The organism is Algoriphagus sp. Y33, from assembly GCF_014838715.1.
In the GTDB taxonomy this organism is placed as follows: domain Bacteria; phylum Bacteroidota; class Bacteroidia; order Cytophagales; family Cyclobacteriaceae; genus Algoriphagus.
In genome coordinates this window covers 4,089,458-4,115,881 of the sequence record NZ_CP061947.1, presented here as the reverse complement: position 1 = coordinate 4,115,881, position 26,424 = coordinate 4,089,458, and the positions used below count along the sequence as shown (strand labels likewise).

Here is a 26,424-nt window from a genome sequence, read left to right as displayed (position 1 = left end):
ATAACATTAGCCCTATGCGCCTCAAAAATTCAATAAGAAATTTATTTCTTTTCTCTGTGGCTGTGCTTGTAACAGTATCCTGTTCCACAGAGGATAAGGATGAAAACAAACGAAAATTAACCGGCAATCCCAAGTTGGATAAGCTTACGTTACCCGATGGTTTTGTAGCCGAACATCTCTTGAGCCCTGGAGAAAAGGATGAAGGATCATGGGTTGCTATGACTTTCGATGACAAAAACAGATTGATTACGGCTGATCAATATGGGTTTCTATATAGGCTGGAGATCCCTGAAATAGGGGCTGACTCCATAGTTCCTAAAGTAGAAAAACTCATTGTAGGAAATGTGTCGGAACCTCAAGTAGGGATGGGATATGCGCAAGGCTTGCTGTATGCATTCAATAGTCTCTATGTCATGGTAAACCATCATGGAAATGAGACATTTGCCGAAAGTACAGGACTCTACCGGATTCAGGATTTAGATGGAGACGATCAGTATGAGTCCGTAACGAAGATCAAAGGATTTACCGGGCAGCCAGGCGAACATGGACCACATAGTATCAAGCTTTCACCCGATGGACAGTCACTTTATATAGTAGCGGGAAATCATACAGATGTACCTGAAATGGATGCTTACAGACTTCCGAATGTATGGCAGGAAGACAACCTGTTTCCTGAGATAAAAGATCCAAGGGGACACGCAAATGATAGAATGGCTCCGGGAGGATGGGTAGCAAACATAGACCCCGAAGGAAAGCACTGGGAGCTGATCTCTGCAGGGTACAGAAATCCTTTTGACATTGCGTTTAATGAGGTTGGTGATTTGTTTACTTACGATTCAGACATGGAGTGGGATTTTGGAATGCCTTGGTATAGACCTACCAGAATCTGTCATGTGACTTCGGGAAGTGAGTATGGGTGGAGAACGGGCAACCAAAAATGGTCTCCAAATTATCCGGATAATTTACCGGCGATTTTAAACATTGGACAAGGGTCACCTACGAATGTGATGTTTGGTACAGAAGCAAACTTCCCGGAGAAGTATAGAACATCCCTTTTTGCATTTGACTGGAGCTTTGGGATTATTTATTCTATGACATTGACTCCAAAAGGAGGCACCTATGAAGCCAAAGCCGAAGAGTTTATTTCCGGTTCTCCGCTTCCTTTGACTGATGGAATAATAGGCCCGGATGGTGCGATGTATTTTATGACTGGTGGCAGAAGATTGGAGTCAGATCTTTATCGGGTATACTATGATGGTGATGTAAAGGAGTCCGATAAAAAACCGCTTCAAATAGATGATTTGCCTGATGAAGCAAAGTTGAGAAGACAATTGGAGGCTCTTCATGTAGCTGATGCCCCGGCTTCCGGACTTGATCTGGCTTGGGAGAACCTGAAAAATGGGGATAGATACGTGCAGTATGCAGCTAGAATTGCCTTGGAGCATCAGCCTGTGAGTTTATGGAAAGCCAAGGCTCTTGGAGAAAAGGATCCTGTGACTTTGACACAAGCAATGATAGCTTTGTCCCGTCACTCAGACAAAGGGGCGGGAGCACCTATGGTCCAGGCGTTGATAGGAATTGACTTTAGGTCTTTGGATGAGAAAGGTAAGCAAGACTTATTGAGAGCTTTTGAGCTGATCCTGGCTAGGCAGGGAGAGCCCTCAGGTTCTCTGAAAACCGATTTGATAGCTTATCTGGATGATAATTTCCCTGCTAATAATAACAACCTTGATCGTGCTTTGGCGGTGCTTCTTGTTTATTTGGATGCGCCTAATGCGGTAGAAAAGACTTTGGCTTTACTGGAAAATGCCAAAGATGATCCGGATTATCAGAAGACGTTTACTTCTTCTTCTGATCTGATTATGAGAAATCCCCAGTACGGATTGGACATCGCAAATATGCTGGCAAATGTGCCACCTGCCCAACAGACGTATCTTGCTACAGTTCTCGGTGGAGCTGAAGCGGGGTGGACCCCAGAATTACATGAGAAATATTTCAGTTGGATTCAGGATGCTTTCAAATACAAGGGGGGGCGCAGCTATGTTGGCTTTATAGACCGAGCTAGAAAAATGGCATTATCCCATGTTCCAAAAAGTGATTTTGATAAATACAATGAACTCTCAGGTGCAGCTTTGCTCACGGGGAATGGAAATGACTTGGTGAATTCAGACATTCAGCCGGAGGGACCGGGGAGAAGATGGACTGTGGAAGAAGCTGATTCGCTGATGAGAGATTTAAGTGGCAGAGATTTGGCCAAAGGTAAAGCGATGTTTGCGGCTTCTCAGTGCTTGTCCTGCCATACACTAGGCGGAGAGGGCGGAATCATAGGTCCTGATTTGACCCAGTTAGGAACCCGTTTCTCTCCAAAAGATATTCTGGAAGCTACGATCAACCCTAGCGATGAGATTTCTGAGCAATATGTAGCTAGCGTACTTGAGTTAAATGACGGAAGCTCTGTGATGGGAAGAATCGTGAACGAAGATGAAACCAGCTATTCTGTTTCCCAAAACCCTTTCTCTCCAGATGTGCTTCGCAAAGTGGAAAAGAATAAGGTGTCCACGGTCAAGGATTCGAAGATTTCTGTAATGATGCCGGGGTTGATCAACAGATTAAACGAGGAAGAATTGAAAGATTTGATGGCTTACCTGATCTCTGGAGGCAAGGCAAATCATAAAGTATACCAAACTAAAGCCCAAACAGAAGAATGAAAGATCTATTAAAATCAAAATGGCTGAGAATAGAGGCACTTAGTGTAGGGGCAATGATGGTAATCGGTTTTGTGAATTGCCAACAACCTTCGGATAGTAATGTGTCTACTATAGTCCCAATAAGTTCAACAGATGCTGGTTTCGAATCAATTTTTGATGGACAGACTCTTGAAGGTTGGGAGGGAGATCCTGTTTATTGGTCTGTGAAGGGGGGAGCGATCACAGGCGAAATCACTCCTGAGACATTACTGAAAGCCAATACTTTTCTGATTTGGAAAGGAGGACAGCCCGGGGATTTTGAGCTAAAAGCAGAATTTAAGATTTCTGAAGGCGGAAATTCCGGGATTAACTATAGGAGTGAGATGGTAGAGGACGTGCCATTCGCCCTGAAAGGCTATCAAGCTGATATAGACGGAAAGAACAATTATACCGGTCAAAACTACGAGGAGAGAAAGCGTACTACACTAGCTTACAGAGGTCAAAAAACTAAGATTCTGTCACAGCCTGATGGTGTGGAAATGAGGGAATACATAGAGCGAAACGCCTGGAAGGGGCTTAGGGTAGAGCAGGAAATCGGTGATCGGGCTGAGCTGGGGGCTATGGTCAAAGCCGGTGAATGGAACAGTGTCCATATCATTGCGAAGGGGAATGTGCTACAGCATTATGTAAATGGACAGCTTATGAGCGAAGTGCATGATGAGGATCCTAAAAACAGAATGGAATCAGGTTACTTGGGGGTGCAGGTGCACGTAGGACCTCCGATGGAAGTTCAGTTTAAGGATGTTCTGCTGAAGCAGTAGACAGCTCGTTAGAATAGGTCATGAAATGCCCTTGTTGAAAAGCAAGGGCTTTTTTATTGGCATTTATCCAAGTCCTGAGATTTCGATGCACAAACATTAACAAATATAAATCTGACAATAAACCTAGTTTCGGAGGACTTAAGAAGCCTTTTTGTGATTCTAAGCTTTAGGTTGTGTTCTTAATACTTCCTTGCTCGAACGCTAATTGTAGAATGTCCGTTATAAAATCAAGAGTACGGTAAGCTAGCGGAGCTTTTTCCTACAGGCTCTTTGTTAGCAAATAGCTACACAATTCTATAAAAACTAAAACCACTAATTATGAATTACCATATCATTATCAACAAAGTCAACACCGTAGATGAATTGCTGGAAAGTTGGAGCAACCAAGATTTAATAGCATTGCTTGATCGTTTTGGTTTTCCAGATGCTGCAAAATCCAACCCGGCTGAGTTGAGAGAGCTTCTTACTATGGCGATTTCTGATTTCGAACCGGCTGAAGCTGCAGCAATCCTGCTTGATTATAGACTTTCGGATAAACTCAATGAAGGTCAGATTGAGCAGATTTCCCATGATATGCTATTGGACAAGATCTCCGAGGAGTACCCTGTCATTAGCCTCCATCACCAGCTTTTCAATATCAATCAGTTATTGCACAAGGCCTACAATGGCAAATTCCCAAATGCAAAAGCCACAATTGCTGAATTTGAAATCAGCAGTGTCGATGCCGCTGCAGAAGAGGTCAGCAAGGAAATTGTGCTTAAAGCTTTGCAGTTTACTTTAAATGATAGCAATTTGATCAAGCGGCTATTTGCAGATCATCTCCTGGGTAAAGTCAAGTTTGAAGAAGCAGATTCGATAATTTGGGAGTTAAGCAATTTGGGTGAAAATCAGTACAGATTGATCACTTCAGAATACTGGATAGCGAGGGATGAGTTTGTGGAGGCAGAATTTGATGCGGAAGTAACCGTTTTTCAAGAGGCAGAGGAAGAGTAGCTTTGGGTTGGGTTCTAGTGCCCTGGCTCCCAACTACTAAGCTTCGAGGTTTCCGAAATCTCGAAGGTTTTTTGAGTTAAACTACTTTCGCACCCTAGTTCAAGTCTTCAGACTTGGACTTACTTTGCTGCAGTCTCCCGACTGCATTTAATTAAGAAGAATCCTGCTCATTTTAGAAAAGTGTAAATGTTCGGATTTTAAGATGCTCTTAACTCTTAAAGAGAGTTGACTTTTGCCAAATTAGGAGAAAAATAAGGCAGTCTGAAGACTGCAATGATCTAGGTCCAAGTCATGAGACTTGAACCAATTTCGCACCCTAGTTCAAGTCTTCAGACTTGGACTTACTTTGTTGCAGTCTTCCAACTGCATTTAACTAAGAAGAATCCTGCTTATTTTAGAAAAGTGTGAATGTTTTGATCTTAAGATGCTCTTAAAGAGAGTTGACTTTTGACAATTATTAAGAAAATAGGGCATTCTGAAGACTGCAATGATATGGGTCCAAGTCGGGAGACTTGAACCAATTGCGTGCCCTAGTTCAAGTCTTCAGACTTGGACTTATTTTGCTGCAGTCTCCCGATTGCATTTAATTAAGAAGAATCCTGCTCATTTTAGAAAAGTGTAAATGTTCGGATTTTAAGATGCTCTTAACTCTTAAAGAGAGTTGACTTTTGCCAAATTAGGAGAAAAATAAGGTAGTCTGAAGACTGCAATGATCTAGGTCCAAGTCATGAGACTTGAACCAATTTCGCACCCTAGTTCAAGTCTTCAGACTTGGACTTACTTTGCTGCAGTCTCCCGACTGCATTTAATTAAGAAGAATCCTGCTCATTTTAGAAAAGTGTAAATGTTCGGATTTTAAGATGCTCTTAACTCTTAAAGAGAGTTGACTTTTGCCAAATTAGGAGAAAAATAAGGCAGTCTGAAGACTGCAATGATCTAGGTCCAAGTCATGAGACTTGAACCAATTTCGCACCCTAGTTCAAGTCTTCAGACTTGGACTTACTTTGTTGCAGTCTTCCAACTGCATTTAACTAAGAAGAATCCTGCTTATTTTAGAAAAGTGTGAATGTTTTGATCTTAAGATGCTCTTAAAGAGAGTTGACTTTTGACAATTATTAAGAAAATAGGGCATTCTGAAGACTGCAATGATATGGGTCCAAGTCGGGAGACTTGAACCAATTGCGTGCCCTAGTTCAAGTCTTCAGACTTGGACTTATTTTGCTGCAGTCTCCCGATTGCATTTAATTAAGAAGAATCCTGCTCATTTTAGAAAAGTGTAAATGTTCGGATTTTAAGATGCTCTTAACTCTTAAAGAGAGTTGACTTTTGCCAAATTAGGAGAAAAATAAGGTAGTCTGAAGACTGCAATGATCTAGGTCCAAGTCATGAGACTTGAACCAATTTCGCACCCTAGTTCAAGTCTTCAGACTTGGACTTACTTTGCTGCAGTCTCCTGACTGCATTTAATTAAGAAGAATCCTGCTCATTTTAGAAAAGTGTAAATGTTCGGATTTTAAGATGCTCTTAACTCTTAAAGAGAGTTGACTTTTGCCAAATTAGGAGAAAAATAAGGCAGTCTGAAGACTGCAATGATCTAGGTCCAAGTCATGAGACTTGAACCAATTTCGCACCCTAGTTCAAGTCTTCAGACTTGGACTTACTTTGTTGCAGTCTTCCAACTGCATTTAACTAAGAAGAATCCTGCTTATTTTAGAAAAGTGTGAATGTTTTGATCTTAAGATGCTCTTAAAGAGAGTTGACTTTTGACAATTATTAAGAAAATAGGGCATTCTGAAGACTGCAATGATCTAGGTCCAGGACAGGAGAATTGAACCAATTTTGTGCCCTAGTTGAAGTCTTCAGACTTGGACTTACTTTGCTGCAGTCCCCCCGACTGCATTTAATCGAGATGAATCCCGCTCATTTGAAAAAGTGTAATTTCCTGATCGTAAGATATTTTTTGATCAGCGGCAAAGTTCCAACACCCGGATTTTATAACTTATTCCCGGGCTTTTACTTCCAACCCATATAGGGCAGGACAGTGTCAGGAGCCCTTTTTAATAGATTACAGACTAGTTCAAAACTTCAGAATGAACCTATCAGATCCATCCAATTGGAAAGATAAATTATCCAATTTCCACCAGCTTGGCGGAATAGAAACATCTATACTTGATAATGGCTCAGGTCGCGGTACCCGCATCGCTTGGATTAATACAGGCACCGGACTTCGGTTTAAAGTCGTTTTGGACCGCGGAATGGATATTTTGGATGCATTTCACAATGAGCATAGCTTGGCTTGGATTAGCAATGCAGGTCATGTGGCTGCGCAGCCTTTTTCCAATCAGGGAATAGATTGGCTGCGTACTTTCGGAGGAGGACTGTTGACCACCTGCGGGATTTCTTCGATGGGTCCACCCAATGAGGATGAAAATGGGAGTCGTGGTTTGCATGGGAATTATAGCAATACTCCTGCGGAACTGATTTCTGTCAAGCAGCCTGATATATATTCCGGAAACTTAGATTTTGAAATTGTAGGTGTAATTCGTGAGACAACGACGTTTGGGCCAAGTCTGGAACTGAAAAGAACAATCTCAGGCACTATTGGAAATACTGCTATCCGCATCAAAGACGAGGTGAGCAATCGGGGAAATTCTCCCGCACCGCACATGGTACTCTATCATGTCAATTGTGGTTGGCCGCTAATAGATGAAGGAACGAGAATAGTGTGGAAAGGTGAAATACAGCCAAGGGAAGCTGATGCTACACTTTCATCTTTCAACAAAGAGTACAAATTCACAAGATGTGCAGGGCCATTGGATGAACACACTTCATTTGGAGAAGATGTGGCTTTCATAGACCCAAAAGCGGGAGAGAATGAGCAAGTTACTTGTGGTTATATGAATGACCGACTTGAGCTTGGGCTCAGTATTTCATTTTCCAAAAAACAGATGCCATGGTTAATCAACTGGCAACACTGGGGCAAAAATGAATATGTCACCGCGCTCGAACCGGCTACCAATCCACCGATAGGTCAGGCTGCTGCGCGTAAAAATGGAACTTTGATTTTATTGAAGCCGGCAGAAAGCAGAACTTATGAAATCAAACTGGAAGTTCTCACAAGGGAAGCAGTCAAGGAATTTAAAATGTAAATTTAGGAATGGGGAATTGTGACTATAGAGAAGCTGAAATAATTTTCCAATCTTTCAATTTTCCAATTTAATCTCAAGTTAGAAATCTCAAATCTCAAAATAATCAATAAACCCATGAGTTTAGCAAAAAAAGCCCTAGAGCAGGGAGAAGGAATTTTAAGATTAACACCAACCTGGGTACCTCGTTCGTTCTGTGTACCGGGAAGAAGAATTAAACTTCATCCTGATGATTATTATTGTCTGGGGGGCAACCGCGGAGGCATAGATGAACGTTGGTTTTCATCGACTACGCCTGCCGAAAATGGCCCCCTCACAAGCAAAAATGAAGGACTGAGCCATATTGCCTATGAAGATGGGAGCAAGACGGAGCTTTTTCTTTTGAAAGACGCGATTGATGAGCTGGGTGGAGAAATCATCGGAGGTCGGCTCTGGGACAAGTACAAGTCCTGGCCTATGTACTCCAAGTTTTTTGACAATATGGGGCCGCTTCCACACCACATTCACCCAAGCGATGAATATGGAAAACTGACCGGTCAGAATGGCAAACCTGAAGCGTATTATTATCCTCCGCAATTGAACAATCACGGTGGAGATTTTCCGTACACATTCTTCGGAATAGCTCCGGGAACGACCAAAGAACAGATCAAAGAATGCCTGATGAACTTTAATAAAGGCGATAACAAGATCACTAATTATTCGCAGGCATTTAAGCTTCAGCCGGGAACCGGTTGGGATGTGCCTCCGGGGATGCTCCATGCTCCAGGCTCACTTTGTACCTACGAGCCGCAGAAGGCATCGGATATTTTTGCGATGTATCAGTCTCTTGTAAATGAGGCGATTATTCCTGATGAATTGCTCTGGAATGCCACTCCAAAGGATAGAGTAGGGGATTACGACTTATTGGTTGAGATGATTGATTGGGAACTGAATGTCAATCCTAATCTTTTGGAAACCCGTTTTATGGAGCCGATTCCTGTGCAAAATGAAGAAGAAATGCACGCAGTGGGATATCATGACAGCTGGATCTGCTATAGATCCCATGACTACAGCGCAAAGGAGTTGACGGTCTATCCAGGCCAGACAGTGACGATCAAAGATGCTGCCGCCTACGGAATGATCATGATGCAGGGATATGGTAAAATGAATGAGTGGGATATAGAGACACCTGCGTTGATCCGCTTTGGTCAGCTGACACATGATGAGTATTTTGTCAGTGAGAAAGCTGCGAAAGCTGGTGTGAAAATCACGAATCATTCCAAAACCGATCCTATCGTGATGCTGAAGCACTTTGGTCCGGATAACCCTGATCTGAAAGTGTGGGAGTGATTTTAGATGCTAGATAAAAGACACACGAATCAAGACAAAAGAAGTAATTAAGAATATCCAATGCTGAATACCGAAGTAGGTGAGTTTGAGGTTCTGTCTTCGGTCTTCCTCCTTCACACTTTAATAACTATTAACCCATAATATCATGAGTTCTAATAACTATCCAAAACTACATAATGCCACTTGGCCTGGGATAGTAGGCAAAGGAGCCGATTCTGAGCCTGTAATTCCATTTGATTCCCTTCTGGCGATGACTGCAGCAGCTGAAGTGGACGGAGTGAAATTTGACGGTCTTGATCTAGGCTTGCTTGAGCCCCACTTCACACTCAATGATCCGGATGAGACTAAGATTTTGGCAGAAAAACTTCAGAAACATAACCTTGTAGCAGGTTCTTTTGTTGCTCCGATCTGGGCTGGATCAGCGATGGGCTCCGCGGATCAGCGGAAAACTTTTGTAGAAATGGTTAGAAAGGCATGCGAATTTGGCAAGCAGCTTAATGATCTTGGCGTTCGCCACTATGGCGTAGTCAGGATAGACTCTGCTGCCGGAGTGGAAGACTGGGCAAAAGACCCTTTAGGAAACACAAAAATCATTGCAGATACGTTCCGTGAGGCCTGTGATGTGGCAGCAGGATATGGAGAGAAATTGGCAGCGGAAGGTGAAATCTGCTGGGGAGCCATGCACAGTTGGAAGCATATGGTGGAGTTACTGGAGCTGGTGGATAGGCCGAATATTGGCTTCCAGGCAGATATGTCCCATACCTTTCTTTATACCATGGGGTATAATGCGCCAGAGCATAGAATACTCCCGAAAGACGCAGATCTTAAAGACCGTGAGGCTGTCAAAGCTGCACTGAAAACGGTGACAGATGCGCTTCGCCCTTGGACGATTGACTTCCATGTAGCACAAAATGACGGCTCAGTCTTCGGTTCCGGTTCTCACGATAAGACGGGTAGACACTGCCAAGCGACTGATCCCAACGGAGTCTTGGATATCACGCATGATGCAGGTTATTGGCTTCGGGATGAAAAAGGTGAGCTGACCAAAGCGTTCAAGCATATTTGCTGGGATGGATGCATGTTCCCCAATGAGGTCATGAACAACCAACAAACCTGGAATGATATCCTTGCTGCACTCGTGAAAGTAAGGAATGCCCATGGATGGTAATAGTGGTTTTCACGTTGCTGCGAGCGAAGGAATGATGTGAAGCAGTCTCTAATTTAATTAAGATTGCTTCTCCGCCTGTGGCAGATCGCAATGACGAAAATTTAAATTTTCAACTCTTGTCCCGATAACTATCGGGATTCAAATTCAAAGTAGAATGAAAGAAAAAAAACATATAAGAATAGGTCTCATCGGTACAGGATTGATGGGCCGAATACATACCAATGGTTACAAAAGAGTGCCTGATTTTTTTCCGGAGTACGAATATGTTCCGGTGTTGCAGGCATGCTGCTCCAGAAGAGCCGATAAAGCGCAGGCTTTCGCAGATCAGTGGGGCTACAAATCTGTGGAGACAGATTGGAGAGAACTACTGAAAAGAGACGACATAGATGCAGTGGATATCTGTACTCCAAACGATACTCATTCGGAAATTGCGATAGCAGCTGCTGAAGCGGGTAAAATGATTCTATGTGAAAAGCCTTTGGCAAGAACAGTTGCGGAAGCTGAAGGTATGGTGAAGGCAGTGGAAAAAGCAGGAGTAAAAAATACTGTTTGGTATAATTACAGAAGAGTGCCCGCAGTGACTTTGGCGAAGCAAATCGTAACTTCGGGGAAGCTGGGCAAGATTTTTCATTACCGTGCAAATTTTCTCCAGGATTGGACAATTAGTCCGGAATTGCCTCAAGGAGGTGATGCACTGTGGAGGCTGGATGCTGATGCTGCAGGCTCAGGTGTGACCGGAGATTTGCTGGCGCATTGTATCGATACCGCTATGTGGCTGAACGGTGGCATCAAAGATGTCTCGGCCATGACGGAGACATTTATCAAAGAGCGCGTTCATCAGGGCACAGGTGAAAAGAAAAAAGTAACTATCGACGATGCCTGTGTATTCCATTGCCACTTTGATAACGGCTCTTTGGGCTTATTTGAAGCGACTCGATACGCAAGAGGGCATAAGGCACTTTATACCTTTGAGATCAATGGAGAGCATGCTTCGATTCGCTGGGATTTACATGATTTGACACGTCTGGAGTACTTCGATCACAATGATGAAGGTCAAGTCCGCGGCTGGAGATCTATTCACGTGACAGACGGGGATCATCCGTATATGGACAGATGGTGGATTCCGGGAACTTCCATCGGCTATGAGCATTCCTTCATTCATCAGGTAGCTGATTTCTTCCATAGTTTGGAGACAGGTGAGGCTTGTCATCCTACTTTCAGAGATGCTTTTGAGACTCAGAAAGTTTGTGAAGCTGTAATCAATTCTGCCAATGAGCGTGCTTGGAAAGATACGGGAGTGGATTGGATAGAGAAGGTTTGAACGGCAGAAGTACAAAGTTAGAAGTATGAAAAATATAAAAAGCAGGAAGAAATACCCTTCCTGCTTTCGTATCAGCTATAGTTAATTCTATCAAAAAAACTGCTTCATTTTTTTTAGTCCGGTATTCGCTACTTCCTGTGCATCCTGAGCCCAATAGGTTTCGTTAAAAAGTTCCAACGAAACGAATTTTGTGCCTCCCATAGCTTTTAGTAAAGTAGCTACTTCTTTCAATGGAGCTATGCCATCCCCCGGATATATTCTGTCGCTGTCATTTTGCTCCAGTCTTGGTTTTGTGTCAGTGAAATCATTCAAGTGAAAAACTTCGATGGCATTTCCATTGACCATTTTCAATCCCTCAAATCCTGATCCTCCCCTGAACAGATGGTATATGTCAGGGAGAATTCTTGCATCTGCATCGTTTGCAGCCGCAGCCGTAGCCAAGGCTTGACCCAGATGATGGAAGGGAGGAAATGCTCCCCAGAATTCCAATTGCGGCATCACTCCGGTTTTCCTTCCGACTGTTAAAAGCTTGGCGTACTGCTCACCGGCAGCCAGTAAATCTACAGGATCTGTAGCACCGATAGCAGGAGCAGCTATTCGTTTACAACCAATCTCAGCAAGCATGCCCATTTCTTTTTCCATTTGGTCAAAGCCCACTTTACTTTTGGTCTCATCCTGCGCCATCCAAGGAGCAAATCCAATGGCATTTACCGGGATTATTTTAGCATCCTCCAACAATTTTTTAAGAGATGCCAAAGATTTGCCGGTGCTGAGGTAGGTCTCCAACTCTGATATCCAAAGTTCGATCCCATCATACCCTGATTTGGCTGCAATCTCAATAATTTGGCGTAAATTGAGTTTTTGACCGCGTAAAGTGCTAGTATTAAGGGAGAATTGTATCGTTGCTTCCTTTTTCTGCGTAGTAGAAGCAAGTACAGGTGCCAACGGAAGAACGGTGGCACCAAGAGCAATAGATTTGAGTAAATTTCTTCTTTTCATCTTAGGTTTATTTATAACTTGAGAGAGACCCATTCAGACACTATATTTACCGTTCAAATTATTGTATGTAAAAGAGAGTTTAATCTGATCTAGTATAGTACCGAACATATGCTAAAAATAAACTTTTTCACACCTTTTCTGCTGATTTTTATAGTAACTGCCAATGCTTTTGCACAGTCACAATCTTATTTGTCCTTATATAAGGAGCAGTTGCCATATTTTCAGGAAATAATCACAGGCGGTCAATACAAAGAACCTCCCTTCAACTACGAGGGAGATCCTTACTACATGGATAGGAAGTTCGGAGAGGGAATGCTGTCCATCAATAAAATCACCTATACCGAAGTTCCTCTTTTATACGATGAACATGCGGATGTAGTGATCACATTCCATCCGATCTACCGTCAGAAGATTCTGATTAAACCTGAAAAAATTGAAGAATTTCAACTTGTCGATGGAAGTCTATTTAGAAAATTCTTGGGAAATGATTCATACGCTCTCAACAAGAATGGATTTTATAAAGTGATTCAGGATGGTGAGCTCAAAGTACTTATGAAATATTATAAGTACACGGAACTAACGGGGGAGCTGGGGAAATACACACACAGATTTGTAGAAAACACAGACTACTTCTATTGGCATTCTGGCGATTTTGTACTTATCAGGAAGAAAAAGCAGGCATTTAAAAGCCTGGGACTGAAAAAGAGAGATGTGAAAAAACACATGAAGGGAAAGTCTCTTTATTTCTCTACGGACAAGGAAAAGTATATTATAGAATTGGTTTCCCTCAAGGAAAGCATGGTAGAGGAATTTAATGGATTTGTCGAATGAAAAGAATTCTATCCCTTTTTGTACTTGTTCTCTTTTTCGCAGAAACAAATGCCCAGACGACTACCACAAAGCTGTCCGGTATGTACTTGGGAATGACATTTGAACGGTTTGCTGAAAGAATAGAATCCGAAACTGAGTTTAAATTTTATTATAAGAAGAAAGACGTAGAAAATATTCAAGTCAACCTTCAGGCTACTGATTCGGACCTCAAGATGATATTGAATCAAGTATTTGAGAATACAGGTTTGATTTATTCCATAGACGCTTCCAAGAGAATTTGGGTAAGCAAAGGCCAACGAATACAAGTTGATTTTCCGAAGGATTATTTTTTAGTTCAGGAGAGACAGGATAATCTGGCAAATGCGGGTGATTCACTTGGCGCATACGATAAGAACAAACGCTTTGTGATCGGGAAAACAGCGGATAATCCTCAGTCCAAAACAGCAATTTTGAGTGGTGTTGTGACCAGCATAGAGTCCGGGAAGCCAATGAACGGAGCAATCGTTTTGGAAAAAACAGACTATAACCAAGTAGCTACTGATGCAAGTGGCAAGTATCAGCTGACTCTTCCAAAGGGGAGACACACCATCTGGGTACAGAATATAGGAGGCTATCAAGAGCAGCGTCAGATTGACCTGAAAGGCGATGGAGTTCTCAATATGAGTATTGAAGAGACGATACTTTCCTTGGATGAAGTAGTAGTAAGTTCGGGAGCCTTATCTAATGTCAATAAACTCGACATGGGTGTACAGGCTATCAGTATTGCCGAAGTGAAGAGACTACCTGCGGTGATGGGTGAGGTGGATGTACTGAAAGGCATCTTGATCATGCCTGGAGTGAATACCGTTGGAGAGGCTACTTCCGGCTTTAATGTACGTGGCGGTGCTGCTGATCAGAATTTGATCCTGTATGGGAATTCCACGATTTTCAACCCTACCCATGCGTTCGGTTTTTTCTCTGCATTCAATGCAGACATTGTAAATGGGGTAGAACTTTACAAAGGCTCTATTCCGGTAAATTATGGAGGAAGACTGTCTTCGGTGCTTCAGGTGGATCCGAAGTTTGGCAGATCTGAAAAAATAGGTGGCTCGGGAGGAATAGGAATTTTGACAAGTAGGCTGAGTTTGGATGGGCCGATTGGTGACAAAACAACCTTTATGCTGGGAGGGAGGACAACCTATTCTGACTGGGCACTGGATCTGCTGGACGATGAGGCGGATTTAAACGACAGTAAGATTACTTTTTACGACATCAATGCGAATATCAGGCATACTATCGATGAAAAGAACGCACTGGAGTTGACAGCTTATTTGAGTCAAGATGATTTTCGGTTTGATGCGGATACCACCTATTCCTACCAAAACATAAATCTTGCTTTGGGCTGGAAGCATTTTTTCAATGACGAACTTGAAGCTAGGTTTTCAGTGGGTAGCGATAGTTACCGATTTGGCATTGTGGGTCAGGACAATCCCTTGAACTCCTTCAATTTCAGCTTCGATGTTCATCAGTTTTTTCTAAAGGCAGATTTTGAATACAGAATGAACGAGAAGCATATCATGACTTTTGGAGTGCATGGGATTCAGTATTCTTTAAATCCGGGAAGAAATAGGCCGTATGGTTCTGAATCAATTGTGATAGAAAAGGAGCTGGATGAGGAAAATGCCCGGGAGATTTCTCTTTACTTCGGAGATGAATTTAGTGTGTCTGAAAAGTTTTCAGTGAGCTACGGTGGTAGGTACATGTTATATCAATTGCAGGGGCCAATGATTGTAAATCAATATGTTCCTGGAGCTCCTATAACTGAGAGCAATGTAATCGGAGAAGAGATAATTGGAGAGGGAAATACGGTTAAAACGTACCATGGCCCTGAATTTCGGGTTTCGGGGAGATATATATTGGACAACAAGTCTTCGGTCAAAGCTGGGTTTAATACCATGAGACAGAATATACACTTACTCTCAAACACCTCCTCTATTTCTCCGACAGACTCTTGGAAATTGAGTGATTCCTACATTCGACCGCAGACAGGAGGACAAGCCTCGGTGGGGTATTATCGTAACCTTGCAAAAAACAAACTCGAATTTTCCACGGAGGTATACTATAGATACATGGCAAATCTGCTTGATTACCGTTCGGGAGCAAATATTGTCCTTAATGAAAACATAGAACAAGACGTGTTGAATTCAGACGGAAAGGCCTACGGGGTGGAACTGCTACTGAAGAAAAGCACAGGATTGCTCCAAGGTTCCTTGGCTTACACATATTCCCGGTCTTTGATGAAAACTTCCGACGATCCGAGCATCGAGAAGATCAACGACGGAGACTTTTATTCCAGTAATTTTGACCAGCCGCACCATGTGGTTCTCACGGCGAATTATGAATTGAGTAAGCGGATAAATACGTCGCTAAATGTAAACTATAGTACAGGAAGACCTATTACTTTACCGATTTCAAAGTTTGACTATGCCGGATCCGAGCGTGTTTATTTCTCCGAACGGAATGCCTACAGAATCCCCGATTATTTCAGAGTAGATTTTTCTGTTAATCTGGAGGGAAGTCATAAGGTTAAGAAACTGGCCCACTCTTCCTGGTCATTGGGAGTTTACAACCTGCTGGGTAGAAGCAATCCGTATTCAGTATATTACACTCCTGTGGAAGGTCGATTAAGAGGGTATCAACTGTCTATTTTTGCCCAGCCGATTCCGTTTATTACTTATAATTTCCGATTCTGATGAATAGATTAGCTGCTCTTATATTTTTATGTGCACTGCTCACCACCGGTTGTAGGGAACCATTCGATCCGGATATAGCACCTGCGGATCTTTCTGTGTTAGTGGTGGAGGGATATTTGGATACGGAGGGCTTGCCAAGTATGCTAAAGCTAAGTTACACTAGAAACATCCAAACAGATGATTCGTATTCGCCAAGTTATCCTGATGGAACAGTCTCTCTTAGGTCAGAATCCGGCACAGAGTACGCTCTGACCGCGATGGGATCTGGGGAGTTTGAATTTGCACATGATATCCCTGAAGATGAGAATTACAGACTATACATTTCAACGAATGATGGGAAAAGCTATACATCAGAGCTGATGAAACCCATTCTTACTCCTGATATTATCGATGTGGGTTTTGAGAGAAATGAAGAAGGTGCAGAGATATATTTGACGACTAAGGGGAATGAAAATGCAGATGATTTTCTATGGACCTATGAAGAAATGTATGCGTTTCGTCCAAAAATCACCTCTGTATTTAAATATGATGAAGAGACTGGAGATATAGTGATCAGAAAGCCTGAGGAGCGAACTGACTTGTGCTATAGAGGATCTGTTAGTGCCGATTTGATTTTAGAGACTTCATCCCGATTTGAAGATCAGTTTGTATTTAGGCAGTCTATCAAGCAGATTTTACAAGATGATGAGCGGTTGTCAGTTCGTTATAGTATTCTGATTTCCCAGAAGGCCTTGGATTCCAAAGCGTCTGAGTTTTGGGAAATTCTACGCAAAAACACCGACGATATTGGCTCCATATTTAGCCCACTGCCTTCAAATATTGGAGGAAATATCAAGAATGATCAGAATCCTGATGCCCCTGTGGTGGGCTATGTAAGCTTGGGAACGGTAAAACAACAGCGTTTTTTTATCGATGTAAGAGATGTGGCTCCGTGGAGAGCGGTAGAACCTGATTACTACAGTTGTTTTATCGAGCCTGACACGGTGATGAAGGAAGATTATGGGAGATCATTCAGTAATGGTAGCTTTGTGCCTGTCATACCTGTTATTCCAGAGAGAGCGCCTGAGCCAATCGGCTATCAAGGAGCAATTCGCCGCTGTACAGACTGTACCTTGAGAGGGACAAATGTGAAACCTGATTTCTGGGAGGATTAATATGAGCTTATTACATAAAATTTCTATATTTCTCTTTTTAGGTTTTAGCTTTTCCCAAGGTGTATCCGGTCAGGGAAATGGGAGAGAAGCAGTGGCTTTTTCTATTCCCAAGACGATCTATTTTGGAGGAGAGCGGATATGGATAGCGAGCGAGGCTATGCAGGGTAATTCTCCTGTGGAGTCAAAGATTATCTACGCAGAGCTTGTCAATCGATACAATGAGTCAGTGGCTATTGCCAAAATGCCTTTGGAGGAAGGAAAGAGCTTTAACTTTCTGCAGCTTCCAACTAACCTTCCTTCTGACAATTACCTCCTTCGTGTGTTTACCAGGGTAAGTCCCTACCAAAACTTAGAAGAAGGATTGGTGCAGCGGTTTATTACGGTATTTAATAGGAATGTCCCACCTACGGTTGTCTCTGAGCGAAAGGCACTTTCTCTAAATCATGACTCCCGGGAAATAGTATTGTCCAGAGAAGTGAACGCTCCTGGATCCAAGTTGAAAATAGAGTTGCCTGAGACAGTTGAAATAGAAGAAGTAAGTATAGCTGCTGAGAATCCGTTTTTGACTGATGAGGGGATGATTTCCTCAGCAAAGGCCTATGAGTCAATTCAGCAACATAATTTGCTCCCCGAGCTTTTTGGGCATATTATCGAAGCTCAAGTTGAGAGTGCATCTGTCGATACCACGAAATTGTATTATCTGTCTCTGCATGGTGAAAAGTCAGCACTTTTTACAGATCGTCCCAATGCTGAGGGGAGTATGTTTTTCGATGCTGGAGGAATGAAAAATTGGAAATATCTGGTGGCACAGGCGAGTAATAACGAGAGCTTGCTTGATTTTGGGATTGTTTCTCCGGGACCTGTAACTCAATTCAAAAGCGATTTCATTTTTCCGGAGCTTGAAATAAGCCCTGCGGATCAAGACCTTCTTCAAGAATTGCTAAAAGGCGGCCAGGTGGAAAGCTATTTTGTAAATGAATTTGATGCAAGCCTATTTCCTGTGGTAACTGGGTTTACGGAAGATCGAACGTACCTGTTGGATGATTATACAAGGTTTGAAACTGTAGGGACAGTTATCAAAGAATATGTGCCTGAAATACGTATAAAAACTACCAAGAAGAAAAAGGAGTTTCGTGTCTTAGATGATGTGATGGATGCGGGTTTTGATTCCAATCCGCTTATGCTTATCGATGCATTACCCGTTTTTGACTCGGATTTATTGGCAGCATTTGACCCAAAGGGTTTTAAGAGGCTTGAAGTATTGACCCGTGCGTTTTACCTAAATGAAGAGAAGTTTCCCGGAGTGCTGAGTTTCAGTTCTTACAAGAATGACTTTGGTGGATTCCCTATTCCTTCCAATGGTATTTACCTCGACTATGAAGGAATCCAGCCCAAGGTAGTATCAGCTTCTTCTCTTTTTGAAGCACCGGAGCCAAGTCAGGGTATCATGGACTGGCGTACGGTACTGTTTTGGTCAGAAATCCCTGAAAAACTTCCTATAGGCAATGTTGTTGAAATCCAAGTTCCGGACGTTAAAGGGAAATACCTCATTACAATTAAGACTGGAGCTAATGGGGGGGGAGTCAAAGTGTATAAGAGGACTTTTGAGATAAAGTAAATGTCTTTATGTGTTTTGGGGAGGGTAGTAAGAAGGCACAGCAAAAACAGAAATTTACCCGTTTCCTATCATTCATGCGATCATTTGGGGTTCCAATTTTCTTTAGCAGAGATATTAGAGTCAATTAAGGTGATAGCCAATCGCTTTGGTTATTCTTTTGTGTGTTTCAACTCCCTTTGGACAAACTCGGTCACTTTTGCTTCGTATCCCCCATTGTATTGGGGAACAAGCGTTTTCTTTTCAGGGAAGGATTCCATATGCAAGGTCTGCGTAGGGAATGCAAAGCGTACTCCTATTGAATTGGCGAGCTTCACGATCTGTAACAATATTTCGTGCCTGGACTGGAGTTCTTCTGCCCAGGTAGGTACCTCGAAAAAGATATAGAACATAATGTCTTGGCTGAATGAGGACAGATTGTTGAAATAGACATGATAACCATCCTTTCTGGTCTTGGGATGGGCAAGTACGATTTGACGGAGTCCTTTTACGAATTCGTCGATTAGATCAGGAGGAGTGTCGTAGGTAATTGTCAATGTAGTATAAAACCTTCTGTATTGACGTAAGCCATGGTTATCGAGAATAGCGTCTGCAATTTTCCCATTTGGCACATACATCAGAGAATTTCGGAATGTACGGATTCGGGTAGATCTAAACCCGACTTCTTCTACAGTCCCATCGATGTCACCTGAGGTAATCCAATCACCTACCTGAAAAGGCTTGTCGATGAAAATCATGACGGATCCGAAGAAGTTTTTGATCGTGTCTTGGGCAGCTAAAGCAATCGCTACACCACCTATGGAAAGACCTGTCAGGAATGGAATAATGTCAAGATTCAGACCATCCCGGAGAATAAACAAAGTCCCTACCAGAATCACAAATGCCTTCAGTGTTTTACGCATCAAAGGCACCAGTTGGTCATCAAGTGTGGATTCGGTCTTGGTGGCTAATCTGGCAAAATAGGCCGCTATCACATCTGCCAACTTGTAAAAAATGATAGTGATTAGGAATGGTTTAAGGGTTCGTAGTACGATCAGTATCCATGACCAAATCTCTATTGGTAGCTGGAGAACACGGATGAAAAGTGACAGCAAAACCACAATTAAGTAGAAGCTGATGATCCGTGCCACCGGTAGGATGTAGTCTTCTCCCACCTTCCCGTAGCCGTATCTATTGAAAAGATAAAGCATCAGTTTGTCCACTACTAAAGTGAAAATCCAATGCGAAAGGAAAATCAAAAGCAGCAGAATAAACAAGCCAACCAATTGCCAAAGATGGAGTCCCAAGTATTCCTCATTTCCAATCTTGGGTAAGACGTTTAGAAGCTTGGCTGTCCCGTAAGGATAGGTTTCTGAGTGGAGTTCATCTATTTGGCTGACGCTGAAGGCAGAATATTTCCAGCTATCACCGCTCTTTTCCAGAAAGATCCCAGGGAGCTTTTTTTTGTCAAAATAGTAGATGTTTTCATTGGAAGCCGAGGTGCTGTCAAAGTAATTTTGCTCGTTTGGTATTTCATTGGTTCGGATTAATATCCCCTTCCCCTCAAAAATCTGCTTTAATTTTACGGCAAGACGCTGCCCATTTTGATCCTTACTACCGGAAAGATCAAGTGTCATGGCTGCTTTTTCAGGCTGGTAATGCCCTTCTTCCAGATTGTAGAAAAATGATAAGGTAGTGTGATAGGGAGAGCTAAGATTGACTGAGTTGCCTATTTTGTAAGTGTCCTCTTTTCCGGATATCAACTGGGCAAAAGCCTGAGTATTGATCCAAATAAGTAGGGGGAATAGAATGTAATACTTCTTCAGCATTAGTCGGTTTAGTGATTTTTTGCAAGTTAGCCAATCGTGATAGGAAGCCCAAGAGAAACCGGATATGCCTAATTTGCCAATTGAAATTCTGTAAGCGTACTCCCGCTCACAGTTCTGATCAAATATTGGCCTAAGGAAGACTGGTAGGTGATCTGGATTGGACCGGTACTTTCCAATGGCATGGTAGTCTGCAGGTTTCCTTTTAAATCATACAGATAGCAAAATTCTTGATTGAGATCTGTTATTGCGAATAATTGTCTGTTTGATCCGAAATCAAAATATTGATAAACTAGGTGTTCGTCCGAAACCCGGGTATTGAATAGAGGTTTTTCATTTCGGTCAAGCACACTTACTTCATTAAACTGACGGGAGATAAAAACGAAGTCATTTTTTTTCTGATCAGCGACCAACAGGAATTCGCTGTCTCTATCATTTTTGATCAGTTGGTTTCTATAGCTTATTTCCCCATTGAAGTTAGAGTGGATCACTTCCCCATTTTTGGTAATGCCTACAAGTTGGGTAGATCGGGATCTGGGATCTCTCCAAGCTATCAAGCCGGTATTGAAGGACTCTCCGAGTTTCACTGAAGAACCTGACTGGCTTTCCCCTCTTCTATTGAAAAGTTGAAGTCTTCCGTCTTCTGTCAAAGAAGCCATAAAGTCCCCTTTGCCGGGTACCCTGTAATGCGCCGGTGCGCCGGTAGTTTTAGCCCCTATTCTATTAGGGTTCCAGCCCTCAAGTTTTTCCCCCGTCTTATCTAGTAAGTATAAGTTGCCTTCTTCAGTGCTGGTGAAATAGCGGTAATCTTTTGTGTTGCTATAATCTACGAGGTTGAAATGCCTGATTTTTTCGCCATTTACTTCGAATGGATACCCCGGGAGAGGATTTCCAAGTCTATCTATTCCATAAATTCCTTCCGCGGTTGCTATCAGCAGCTGTAGTTTTCCATTTTTGTAATAATCAATTTGGAAAGCTTCCGACACGATCGGGCCGGTAAGTTGCTGGGAATACACTTCCTGGCCTGCAGAATTGATCAAGTGGAGGACGTTATTTTGATCCTGTACCAGCAGATCTTCTGTATTGTCTTGATAATTGACAATGGATTTTGGACCATAAATTAGTTGCTGACTAAAGGATATCCTATTGCTTGGCTTCAACAATATAGCATCCGTGGTTTTAATTTTTGGCTTGGAATCTCCATCATAAGGGAAGCTCAACGTTGCTTCAGTTCTGTCCTGAAGTTGGTTGATTTTGAAAGAAACCCAAGAAAAAGAGCGAAAGGCTTCGGAGTATTTCTGAAGGAAAGAACTCCAGGACGGATTGGCTTTTTTAGTCCAGGAATCCCAAATGTAGTCCGTCAAATACATCCGGCTAAAACCCGAAGTAGGACTTAAATCTTTTTTCGCCTTAGGTGCTCTTGACGATTTTCCCCAAGTGTTGCCAGAAGTGATATCGTCTATAATGAGCTTCATTCCTTGCTGGGAATTGGCGAAAATCAGCACGTCGTTTTCTGAGGTGATAAAGGTCTGTCCAAAGCCGTGGAATTTGCCTTCCAATAAATGTGCTGGGAAATCCTCCTCAGACAGGTATAAAATTTCATGTCCCAGATAGAAATCAGAACTCTCATCACTTTCTATTTCCTGAAATTCTTTGAGTTGCTGAATAGCCAGCTCTGTATTTCTAGTTCTTGCCAAGAGTGCCAGATTTTGATCTACTCCTCCCGCATTTTCGAGATCAAGCAAATACAGTTCACCGGTAAAGCTATCCAAGAACCCCCTGTCTAAGAGTTTGCGTTGAATTTCCCCGCTAAAAGTGGCTCTAGCTGTAAATGCGCGGTTGGCAATTTTTTGTGTTTCGTAAATGCTTTCCAGATTGATCTGAGTAAGAGCAAGGGTTCGATTGGGAATGATCTCTTCGATAGTTGCAAGATTGGCTTGGATGGATGGTGTGAAGTCAACATCCTCATCATAGCTCATGGATCCTTTGAATACCATCCTGTTTTCTTCCAGATTTAAGTCTAATGCCACCACCCCGGGCATAATCTCCAAAGCGGCAATTGTAGTGCTTTCCCTTTGCCCACCAATTCCTTTAAGAAGACTACCAAGTCCCTTACCTGCAAGCAATAGTCTTCCTTGAGCATCTGAGTTGTATGGAATTGACTTTACCAGCGTTAAAAAGCTTTGTTGATCTTCGTTTACATAGAACCGTATTGCTTCTTCCACCAAGAAGGAAGATGAGGAAATCACAGCCAAGTCACCAAGCAGTGATATGCTCCAGAGTCTGTTGTTTTCAGAATCGTAATACTCTAGCACCTCTTTGTCAGAGTATTTTCGGGGTTGAAATCTTGATCCTAAAGGGATTCGGGATTTGACTTCGTCTATAAAATCCACTGCTGTCTTGGGGGGTAGATTTACGGTAAAAAGTAAATCGAAGGTCTCAATGCCTGTAGAATGAAGGCTGATCGTGGCTTGCTGACCATTAATGGATTTTGCGATTTCCCCGGAGCCGCCGTTGAGACTGTCTAGTGCGATTAGTTGATCGGATAATCTTTGAAATGCGGGAAAGGTTTTTAAAATTTCCCAAACGGGATCATTGACTAAAGCATTCCATTGATCAGCACCCTCGTATGTTTCAAAAACAAAGACTGCGTTTTGGCTAATTACTTCTAGACTATTGACGTGACGGGATGAAAAGTAGGTTTTGTAGATCCAGAATCCACCTACGGCAAGGAGTACGGTAATAAAAAGAATAAGTAAGCTTTTCCAGATCTTCACAGGCTCAAGGATGATTCAGATGGCATATTACAAAAATCAGACCTAAGAAACCCCTACATAAGCAAGGGAATCTCAGGTCTGATATATAAATCTGCCGGGATTATTTGCCCAGCTTGTTCAAAACTTCCATTACTTCTTTCACATGGCCTCTAGAAGTCTCAAGAAGCGCTTTTTCTTCGGCATTTAGGTCGAGTTCCAAAACTTTTTCAACTCCGTTTTTGCCTAGAATTACCGGCACGCCAAGGTAGCAATCGTCGATTCCGTATTCGCCTTCAAGCTTGATGCAGACAGGGAATACTCTTCTTTGATTTTTCAAGATTGCTTCTACCATTTGAGCTGCTGCTGATCCCGGAGCATACCAGGCAGAAGTACCCATTAGCTTCACTAGCTCGCCGCCGCCGAACTTAGTTCTCTCAATGATTGCATCCAGTTTGTCTTTCGCTACCAATTCAGTCACCGGAATACCTGCTACTGTAGTGTAGCGTGGAAGGGGTACCATGGTGTCGCCATGGCCACCCATGAGGATTGCCTGGATTTCTTTTGGGGATACATTCAGTTCTTCAGCAAGGAAAGCCCTGTAACGCGCCGTGTCCAAGATACCTGCCATACCGATTACTTTGTTCCTGGAGATACCTGCAGTGATGTGTGCCTGGTAAGTCATTACGTCAAGTGGATTGGAAACCACAATGATAATTGCATTGGGAGAGTGCTTAATCACATTTTCAGTCACGGACTTCACTATACCTGCATTGGTTTCGATCAAGTCGTCACGAGTCATTCCCGGTTTGCGGGGAAGGCCGGAAGTGATGACCACTACATCAGAATTAGCGGTCTTGCTGTAATCATTCGTGCTTCCTGTTGTGCGGCTGTCGTACTGATTGATGGGAGCTTTCTGGAAAATGTCAAGTGCTTTGCCTTCTGCTACACCTTCTTTGATGTCAACTAATACAATTTCCTCGGCGATTTCGCGATAAGCCAATACATCAGCACAGGTTGCGCCTACGTTACCAGCTCCTACTACGGTTACTTTGCTCATTAGATTTATAGATTATTATATATGAATATAGTGCGTTAAAAAGCGGCGCTAAGTTATTAAACAATGCCTAGGATTCGAAACAGAGCCCGGAATACTTTGGAAGTAATTAAGTTTTTTTGACATATAGGAAATGCTATGCCTGAACTATGGTTATTCAAACATTTGACGGAGGCTGAAGAAGCCGAATGATTCTCGGTAGGAGCGGAAAAGCCGCTGATTGTTTTGATTGTAATACTCGGTAAGCGAAGTCATCATTTTTGCTTTGATTTTCGGGTTGCTGTCAAAAATCTCCTGTATTGCAAAGTGAGGGATTACAATCAATTCAGCTTCCTCAGATTCTATTAGCGCAGTGTACGTTCTCTTTGCATTTTCGAGTAGGGAGTTTTCCCCAAAAGCTTCTCCTTTTTTGATTTCAATAATAGTCTCGAAACTGTCTTTAATATCGATGGTGAGGCTAATAGCTCCACTTTTGACCAAATAAAAAGCCTGACTGGGATCTTTACTGAAAAATACCACTTCATCTTTGACATACTTTCGGTGATGCATGGCAGGGATGAATCGTGCCATTTCCTTGTTTTTCAAGCTTTCAAAAAATTTAATCTGTCCAAGAAAACGGAACATTTGTTCCTCTGCCTCTGTGTATGTTTTAGAAAATGGATTGCGCATTGCCTATCGTTTTTTTAGATAAAGTAGCTTTCTGGTGGCTGCTGTCGATTTAGCCCAGTCAGCTATTCTGTAGCCGATCACCCAAGCTATTTGGTCTTCTGAAAGTAACACTTTTACCGCATGTTTTTTCACTACAGGAACCTTCAAATCTATCAGGAAGTCAGAGATCTTTTTGGGGTTTTTCATTCCAAGGGGAATAAACCGGTCACCCTCTTGCCAAGTTCTGATTTCTAAGGGAAAGCTGAGCCGTTCCAGATCAAGCATGGCATTTTGCCTGGTTTTGTCAAGACTTTCCTTGCCTTCCAGTTTGAGGATTTCATAATTGCCTTCAGGCAATTGAAACCCAATGGCATCTTCGGATACTGAGATAGAATCAAATTCGCCCGGTGTAGATGCCAAAATCAACTGCCCCCTATCAAAATTGAGCAAATGGGTAGGGCTCTCAAAGAGTTTTCCGGAATCTCCGACATGACAGGCTTCTAGAATATCCTGTGCCTGGTCGGAATTGAAACCATACGGACGAAGCCAGAAGTACAGAAGAGAAGCCGCACCGGCGGTTCTCAGAATATCAGTTGAAGAAAGGATCTGCATCCCGTCAGATTCTTCTATTTTTTCATTCTTCCAGTTTTCAAAAAGGGAGGTGAAGGCTTTTCCTGTGTCCTTCAGTCTGGCAAAACTATTCAGTAGGTTTGTTTTTGCATCATCAGCCACATCATAGAGTGCAGGCAAACTGATATGGCGGATTTTATTGCGCTTGTAATCGGTTTTATCATTAGAACTGTCTTCTCTCCATTCGATTTGATTTTCAGTGATATAGTTATGGATTTCTTTTCTTCCAAAAGGTAGCAAGGGACGGATCAGCCAGCCTCTGCGCTCTGCCATCCCGTAGATTCCTTCGATACCTGTGCCTCGTAGAAGATTCAGGAAAATAGTCTCAATCTGATCGTCTTCATGATGAGCCAGAACTATTCCGTCCAGTTTTCGTTCTGCCCGTAATTTCTCAAACCAATCGTACCGAATCTCCCGGGCTGCCATTTGGGTCGAAATGTTTCTCTCGGTAGCGTATTTATACGTGTCTGCGTAATGCACATGAATGATTTTGCCTTGAGAAAGTGCCCATTTTCTTAGAAAGCTTTCATCCCCATCACTTTCCTCTGCACGTAGTTGGAAATTGACGTGGGCTATTTCAAATGGGATTCCTGCTTTGGTAAGAAGATTGCCTAAACACATACTGTCCATTCCACCGCTGCTTGCCAATAGATAGGTTTTGGAGGGATCCAAAATTGATTTGTTCCGGATATGCCGGATAAAAGCTTCAACCATTGACCAAAAATATCATTTTCT

At 42.6% G+C, this 26,424-nt stretch carries 17 protein-coding genes; 11 read left to right on the top strand and 6 right to left on the bottom strand.

Annotated elements, in window-relative coordinates; genetic code table 11:
- Nucleotides 1-14: 14 nt before the first annotated feature.
- From ID165_RS16485 to ID165_RS16455, 7 genes are all read left to right on the top strand, one after another.
- Nucleotides 15-2,708, top strand: coding sequence for a c-type cytochrome (locus ID165_RS16485; protein ID WP_192346109.1), 2,694 nt, complete (start codon nucleotides 15-17; stop codon nucleotides 2,706-2,708).
- Nucleotides 2,705-3,508 (top strand): DUF1080 domain-containing protein, encoded by an 804-nt coding sequence (locus ID165_RS16480; protein ID WP_225586796.1) that lies wholly within the window; start codon nucleotides 2,705-2,707, stop codon nucleotides 3,506-3,508. The genes ID165_RS16485 and ID165_RS16480 overlap by 4 nt, the downstream gene beginning before the upstream one ends.
- A gap of 318 nt (nucleotides 3,509-3,826) precedes the next feature.
- The gene (locus ID165_RS16475) at nucleotides 3,827-4,501 is read left to right on the top strand and encodes a hypothetical protein (protein ID WP_192346107.1); all 675 of its coding nucleotides are present in this window, start codon (nucleotides 3,827-3,829) and stop codon (nucleotides 4,499-4,501) included.
- Between the two features lie 2,090 nt (nucleotides 4,502-6,591).
- On the top strand, nucleotides 6,592-7,650 hold the full coding sequence (locus ID165_RS16470; protein WP_192346105.1) for an aldose 1-epimerase family protein: 1,059 nt from the start codon (nucleotides 6,592-6,594) through the stop codon (nucleotides 7,648-7,650).
- 114 nt (nucleotides 7,651-7,764) lie between these two features.
- A complete protein-coding gene (locus ID165_RS16465; RefSeq protein WP_192346103.1) occupies nucleotides 7,765-8,976 on the top strand; it encodes a hypothetical protein in 1,212 nt (403 codons plus the stop codon).
- Nucleotides 8,977-9,121: 145 nt separating this feature from the next.
- Complete coding sequence (locus ID165_RS16460; RefSeq protein ID WP_192346101.1) at nucleotides 9,122-10,144, top strand: sugar phosphate isomerase/epimerase; 1,023 nt, start codon at nucleotides 9,122-9,124, stop codon at nucleotides 10,142-10,144.
- A 154-nt stretch (nucleotides 10,145-10,298) separates the two neighbouring features.
- Nucleotides 10,299-11,465 carry a Gfo/Idh/MocA family protein gene (locus ID165_RS16455; protein WP_192346099.1) on the top strand — a complete coding sequence of 389 codons (1,167 nt, stop codon included), beginning with the start codon at nucleotides 10,299-10,301 and terminating at the stop codon, nucleotides 11,463-11,465.
- 90 nt (nucleotides 11,466-11,555) lie between these two features.
- Here ID165_RS16455 and ID165_RS16450 read toward each other — a convergent pair whose 3' ends face one another.
- Nucleotides 11,556-12,464 (bottom strand): sugar phosphate isomerase/epimerase, encoded by a 909-nt coding sequence (locus ID165_RS16450; protein ID WP_192346097.1) that lies wholly within the window; start codon nucleotides 12,462-12,464, stop codon nucleotides 11,556-11,558.
- Nucleotides 12,465-12,572: 108 nt separating this feature from the next.
- On the opposite strand from ID165_RS16450, the gene ID165_RS16445 reads away from it, so the two are divergent.
- From ID165_RS16445 to ID165_RS16430, 4 genes are read left to right on the top strand one after another with little or no spacing between them, the layout of a single operon-like run.
- Complete coding sequence (locus tag ID165_RS16445) at nucleotides 12,573-13,295, top strand: hypothetical protein (RefSeq protein ID WP_192346095.1); 723 nt, start codon at nucleotides 12,573-12,575, stop codon at nucleotides 13,293-13,295.
- A complete protein-coding gene (locus ID165_RS16440; RefSeq protein WP_192346093.1) occupies nucleotides 13,292-16,027 on the top strand; it encodes a carboxypeptidase-like regulatory domain-containing protein in 2,736 nt (911 codons plus the stop codon). The genes ID165_RS16445 and ID165_RS16440 overlap by 4 nt, the downstream gene beginning before the upstream one ends.
- Nucleotides 16,027-17,181, top strand: coding sequence for a DUF4249 domain-containing protein (locus ID165_RS16435; protein ID WP_192346091.1), 1,155 nt, complete (start codon nucleotides 16,027-16,029; stop codon nucleotides 17,179-17,181). Before ID165_RS16440 ends, ID165_RS16435 begins: the two co-directional genes overlap by 1 nt.
- Nucleotide 17,182: 1 nt before the next feature.
- Entirely contained in the window at nucleotides 17,183-18,799 is a 1,617-nt protein-coding gene (locus tag ID165_RS16430) for a hypothetical protein (protein ID WP_192346089.1), read from the top strand.
- Nucleotides 18,800-18,948: 149 nt separating this feature from the next.
- Here ID165_RS16430 and ID165_RS16425 read toward each other — a convergent pair whose 3' ends face one another.
- From ID165_RS16425 to tilS, 5 genes are all read right to left on the bottom strand, one after another.
- Complete coding sequence (locus tag ID165_RS16425; protein ID WP_192346086.1) at nucleotides 18,949-20,604, bottom strand: mechanosensitive ion channel family protein; 1,656 nt, start codon at nucleotides 20,602-20,604, stop codon at nucleotides 18,949-18,951.
- A gap of 68 nt (nucleotides 20,605-20,672) precedes the next feature.
- On the bottom strand, nucleotides 20,673-23,378 hold the full coding sequence (locus ID165_RS16420; RefSeq protein ID WP_192346084.1) for a hypothetical protein: 2,706 nt from the start codon (nucleotides 23,376-23,378) through the stop codon (nucleotides 20,673-20,675).
- A gap of 100 nt (nucleotides 23,379-23,478) precedes the next feature.
- Complete coding sequence (gene mdh, locus ID165_RS16415; protein ID WP_192346081.1) at nucleotides 23,479-24,414, bottom strand: malate dehydrogenase; 936 nt, start codon at nucleotides 24,412-24,414, stop codon at nucleotides 23,479-23,481.
- Between the two features lie 150 nt (nucleotides 24,415-24,564).
- Entirely contained in the window at nucleotides 24,565-25,080 is a 516-nt protein-coding gene (locus tag ID165_RS16410) for a Crp/Fnr family transcriptional regulator (RefSeq protein WP_192346079.1), read from the bottom strand.
- Between the two features lie 3 nt (nucleotides 25,081-25,083).
- On the bottom strand, nucleotides 25,084-26,403 hold the full coding sequence (gene tilS, locus ID165_RS16405; RefSeq protein WP_192346077.1) for a tRNA lysidine(34) synthetase TilS: 1,320 nt from the start codon (nucleotides 26,401-26,403) through the stop codon (nucleotides 25,084-25,086).
- Nucleotides 26,404-26,424: the final 21 nt, after the last annotated feature.

Excerpts from the sequence above, each read along its gene's own strand:
- ID165_RS16485 (WP_192346109.1), top strand. The coding sequence starts at position 15 with ATGCGCCTCAAAAATTCAATAAGAAATTTATTTCTTTTCTCTGTGGCT.
- ID165_RS16480 (WP_225586796.1), top strand. The coding sequence starts at position 2,705 with ATGAAAGATCTATTAAAATCAAAATGGCTGAGAATAGAGGCACTTAGT.
- ID165_RS16475 (WP_192346107.1), top strand. The coding sequence starts at position 3,827 with ATGAATTACCATATCATTATCAACAAAGTCAACACCGTAGATGAATTG.
- ID165_RS16470 (WP_192346105.1), top strand. The coding sequence starts at position 6,592 with ATGAACCTATCAGATCCATCCAATTGGAAAGATAAATTATCCAATTTC.
- ID165_RS16465 (WP_192346103.1), top strand. The coding sequence starts at position 7,765 with ATGAGTTTAGCAAAAAAAGCCCTAGAGCAGGGAGAAGGAATTTTAAGA.
- ID165_RS16460 (WP_192346101.1), top strand. The coding sequence starts at position 9,122 with ATGAGTTCTAATAACTATCCAAAACTACATAATGCCACTTGGCCTGGG.
- ID165_RS16455 (WP_192346099.1), top strand. The coding sequence starts at position 10,299 with ATGAAAGAAAAAAAACATATAAGAATAGGTCTCATCGGTACAGGATTG.
- ID165_RS16450 (WP_192346097.1), bottom strand. The coding sequence starts at position 12,464 with ATGAAAAGAAGAAATTTACTCAAATCTATTGCTCTTGGTGCCACCGTT.
- ID165_RS16445 (WP_192346095.1), top strand. The coding sequence starts at position 12,573 with ATGCTAAAAATAAACTTTTTCACACCTTTTCTGCTGATTTTTATAGTA.
- ID165_RS16440 (WP_192346093.1), top strand. The coding sequence starts at position 13,292 with ATGAAAAGAATTCTATCCCTTTTTGTACTTGTTCTCTTTTTCGCAGAA.
- ID165_RS16435 (WP_192346091.1), top strand. The coding sequence starts at position 16,027 with ATGAATAGATTAGCTGCTCTTATATTTTTATGTGCACTGCTCACCACC.
- ID165_RS16430 (WP_192346089.1), top strand. The coding sequence starts at position 17,183 with ATGAGCTTATTACATAAAATTTCTATATTTCTCTTTTTAGGTTTTAGC.
- ID165_RS16425 (WP_192346086.1), bottom strand. The coding sequence starts at position 20,604 with ATGCTGAAGAAGTATTACATTCTATTCCCCCTACTTATTTGGATCAAT.
- mdh (WP_192346081.1), bottom strand. The coding sequence starts at position 24,414 with ATGAGCAAAGTAACCGTAGTAGGAGCTGGTAACGTAGGCGCAACCTGT.
- ID165_RS16410 (WP_192346079.1), bottom strand. The coding sequence starts at position 25,080 with ATGCGCAATCCATTTTCTAAAACATACACAGAGGCAGAGGAACAAATG.
- tilS (WP_192346077.1), bottom strand. The coding sequence starts at position 26,403 with ATGGTTGAAGCTTTTATCCGGCATATCCGGAACAAATCAATTTTGGAT.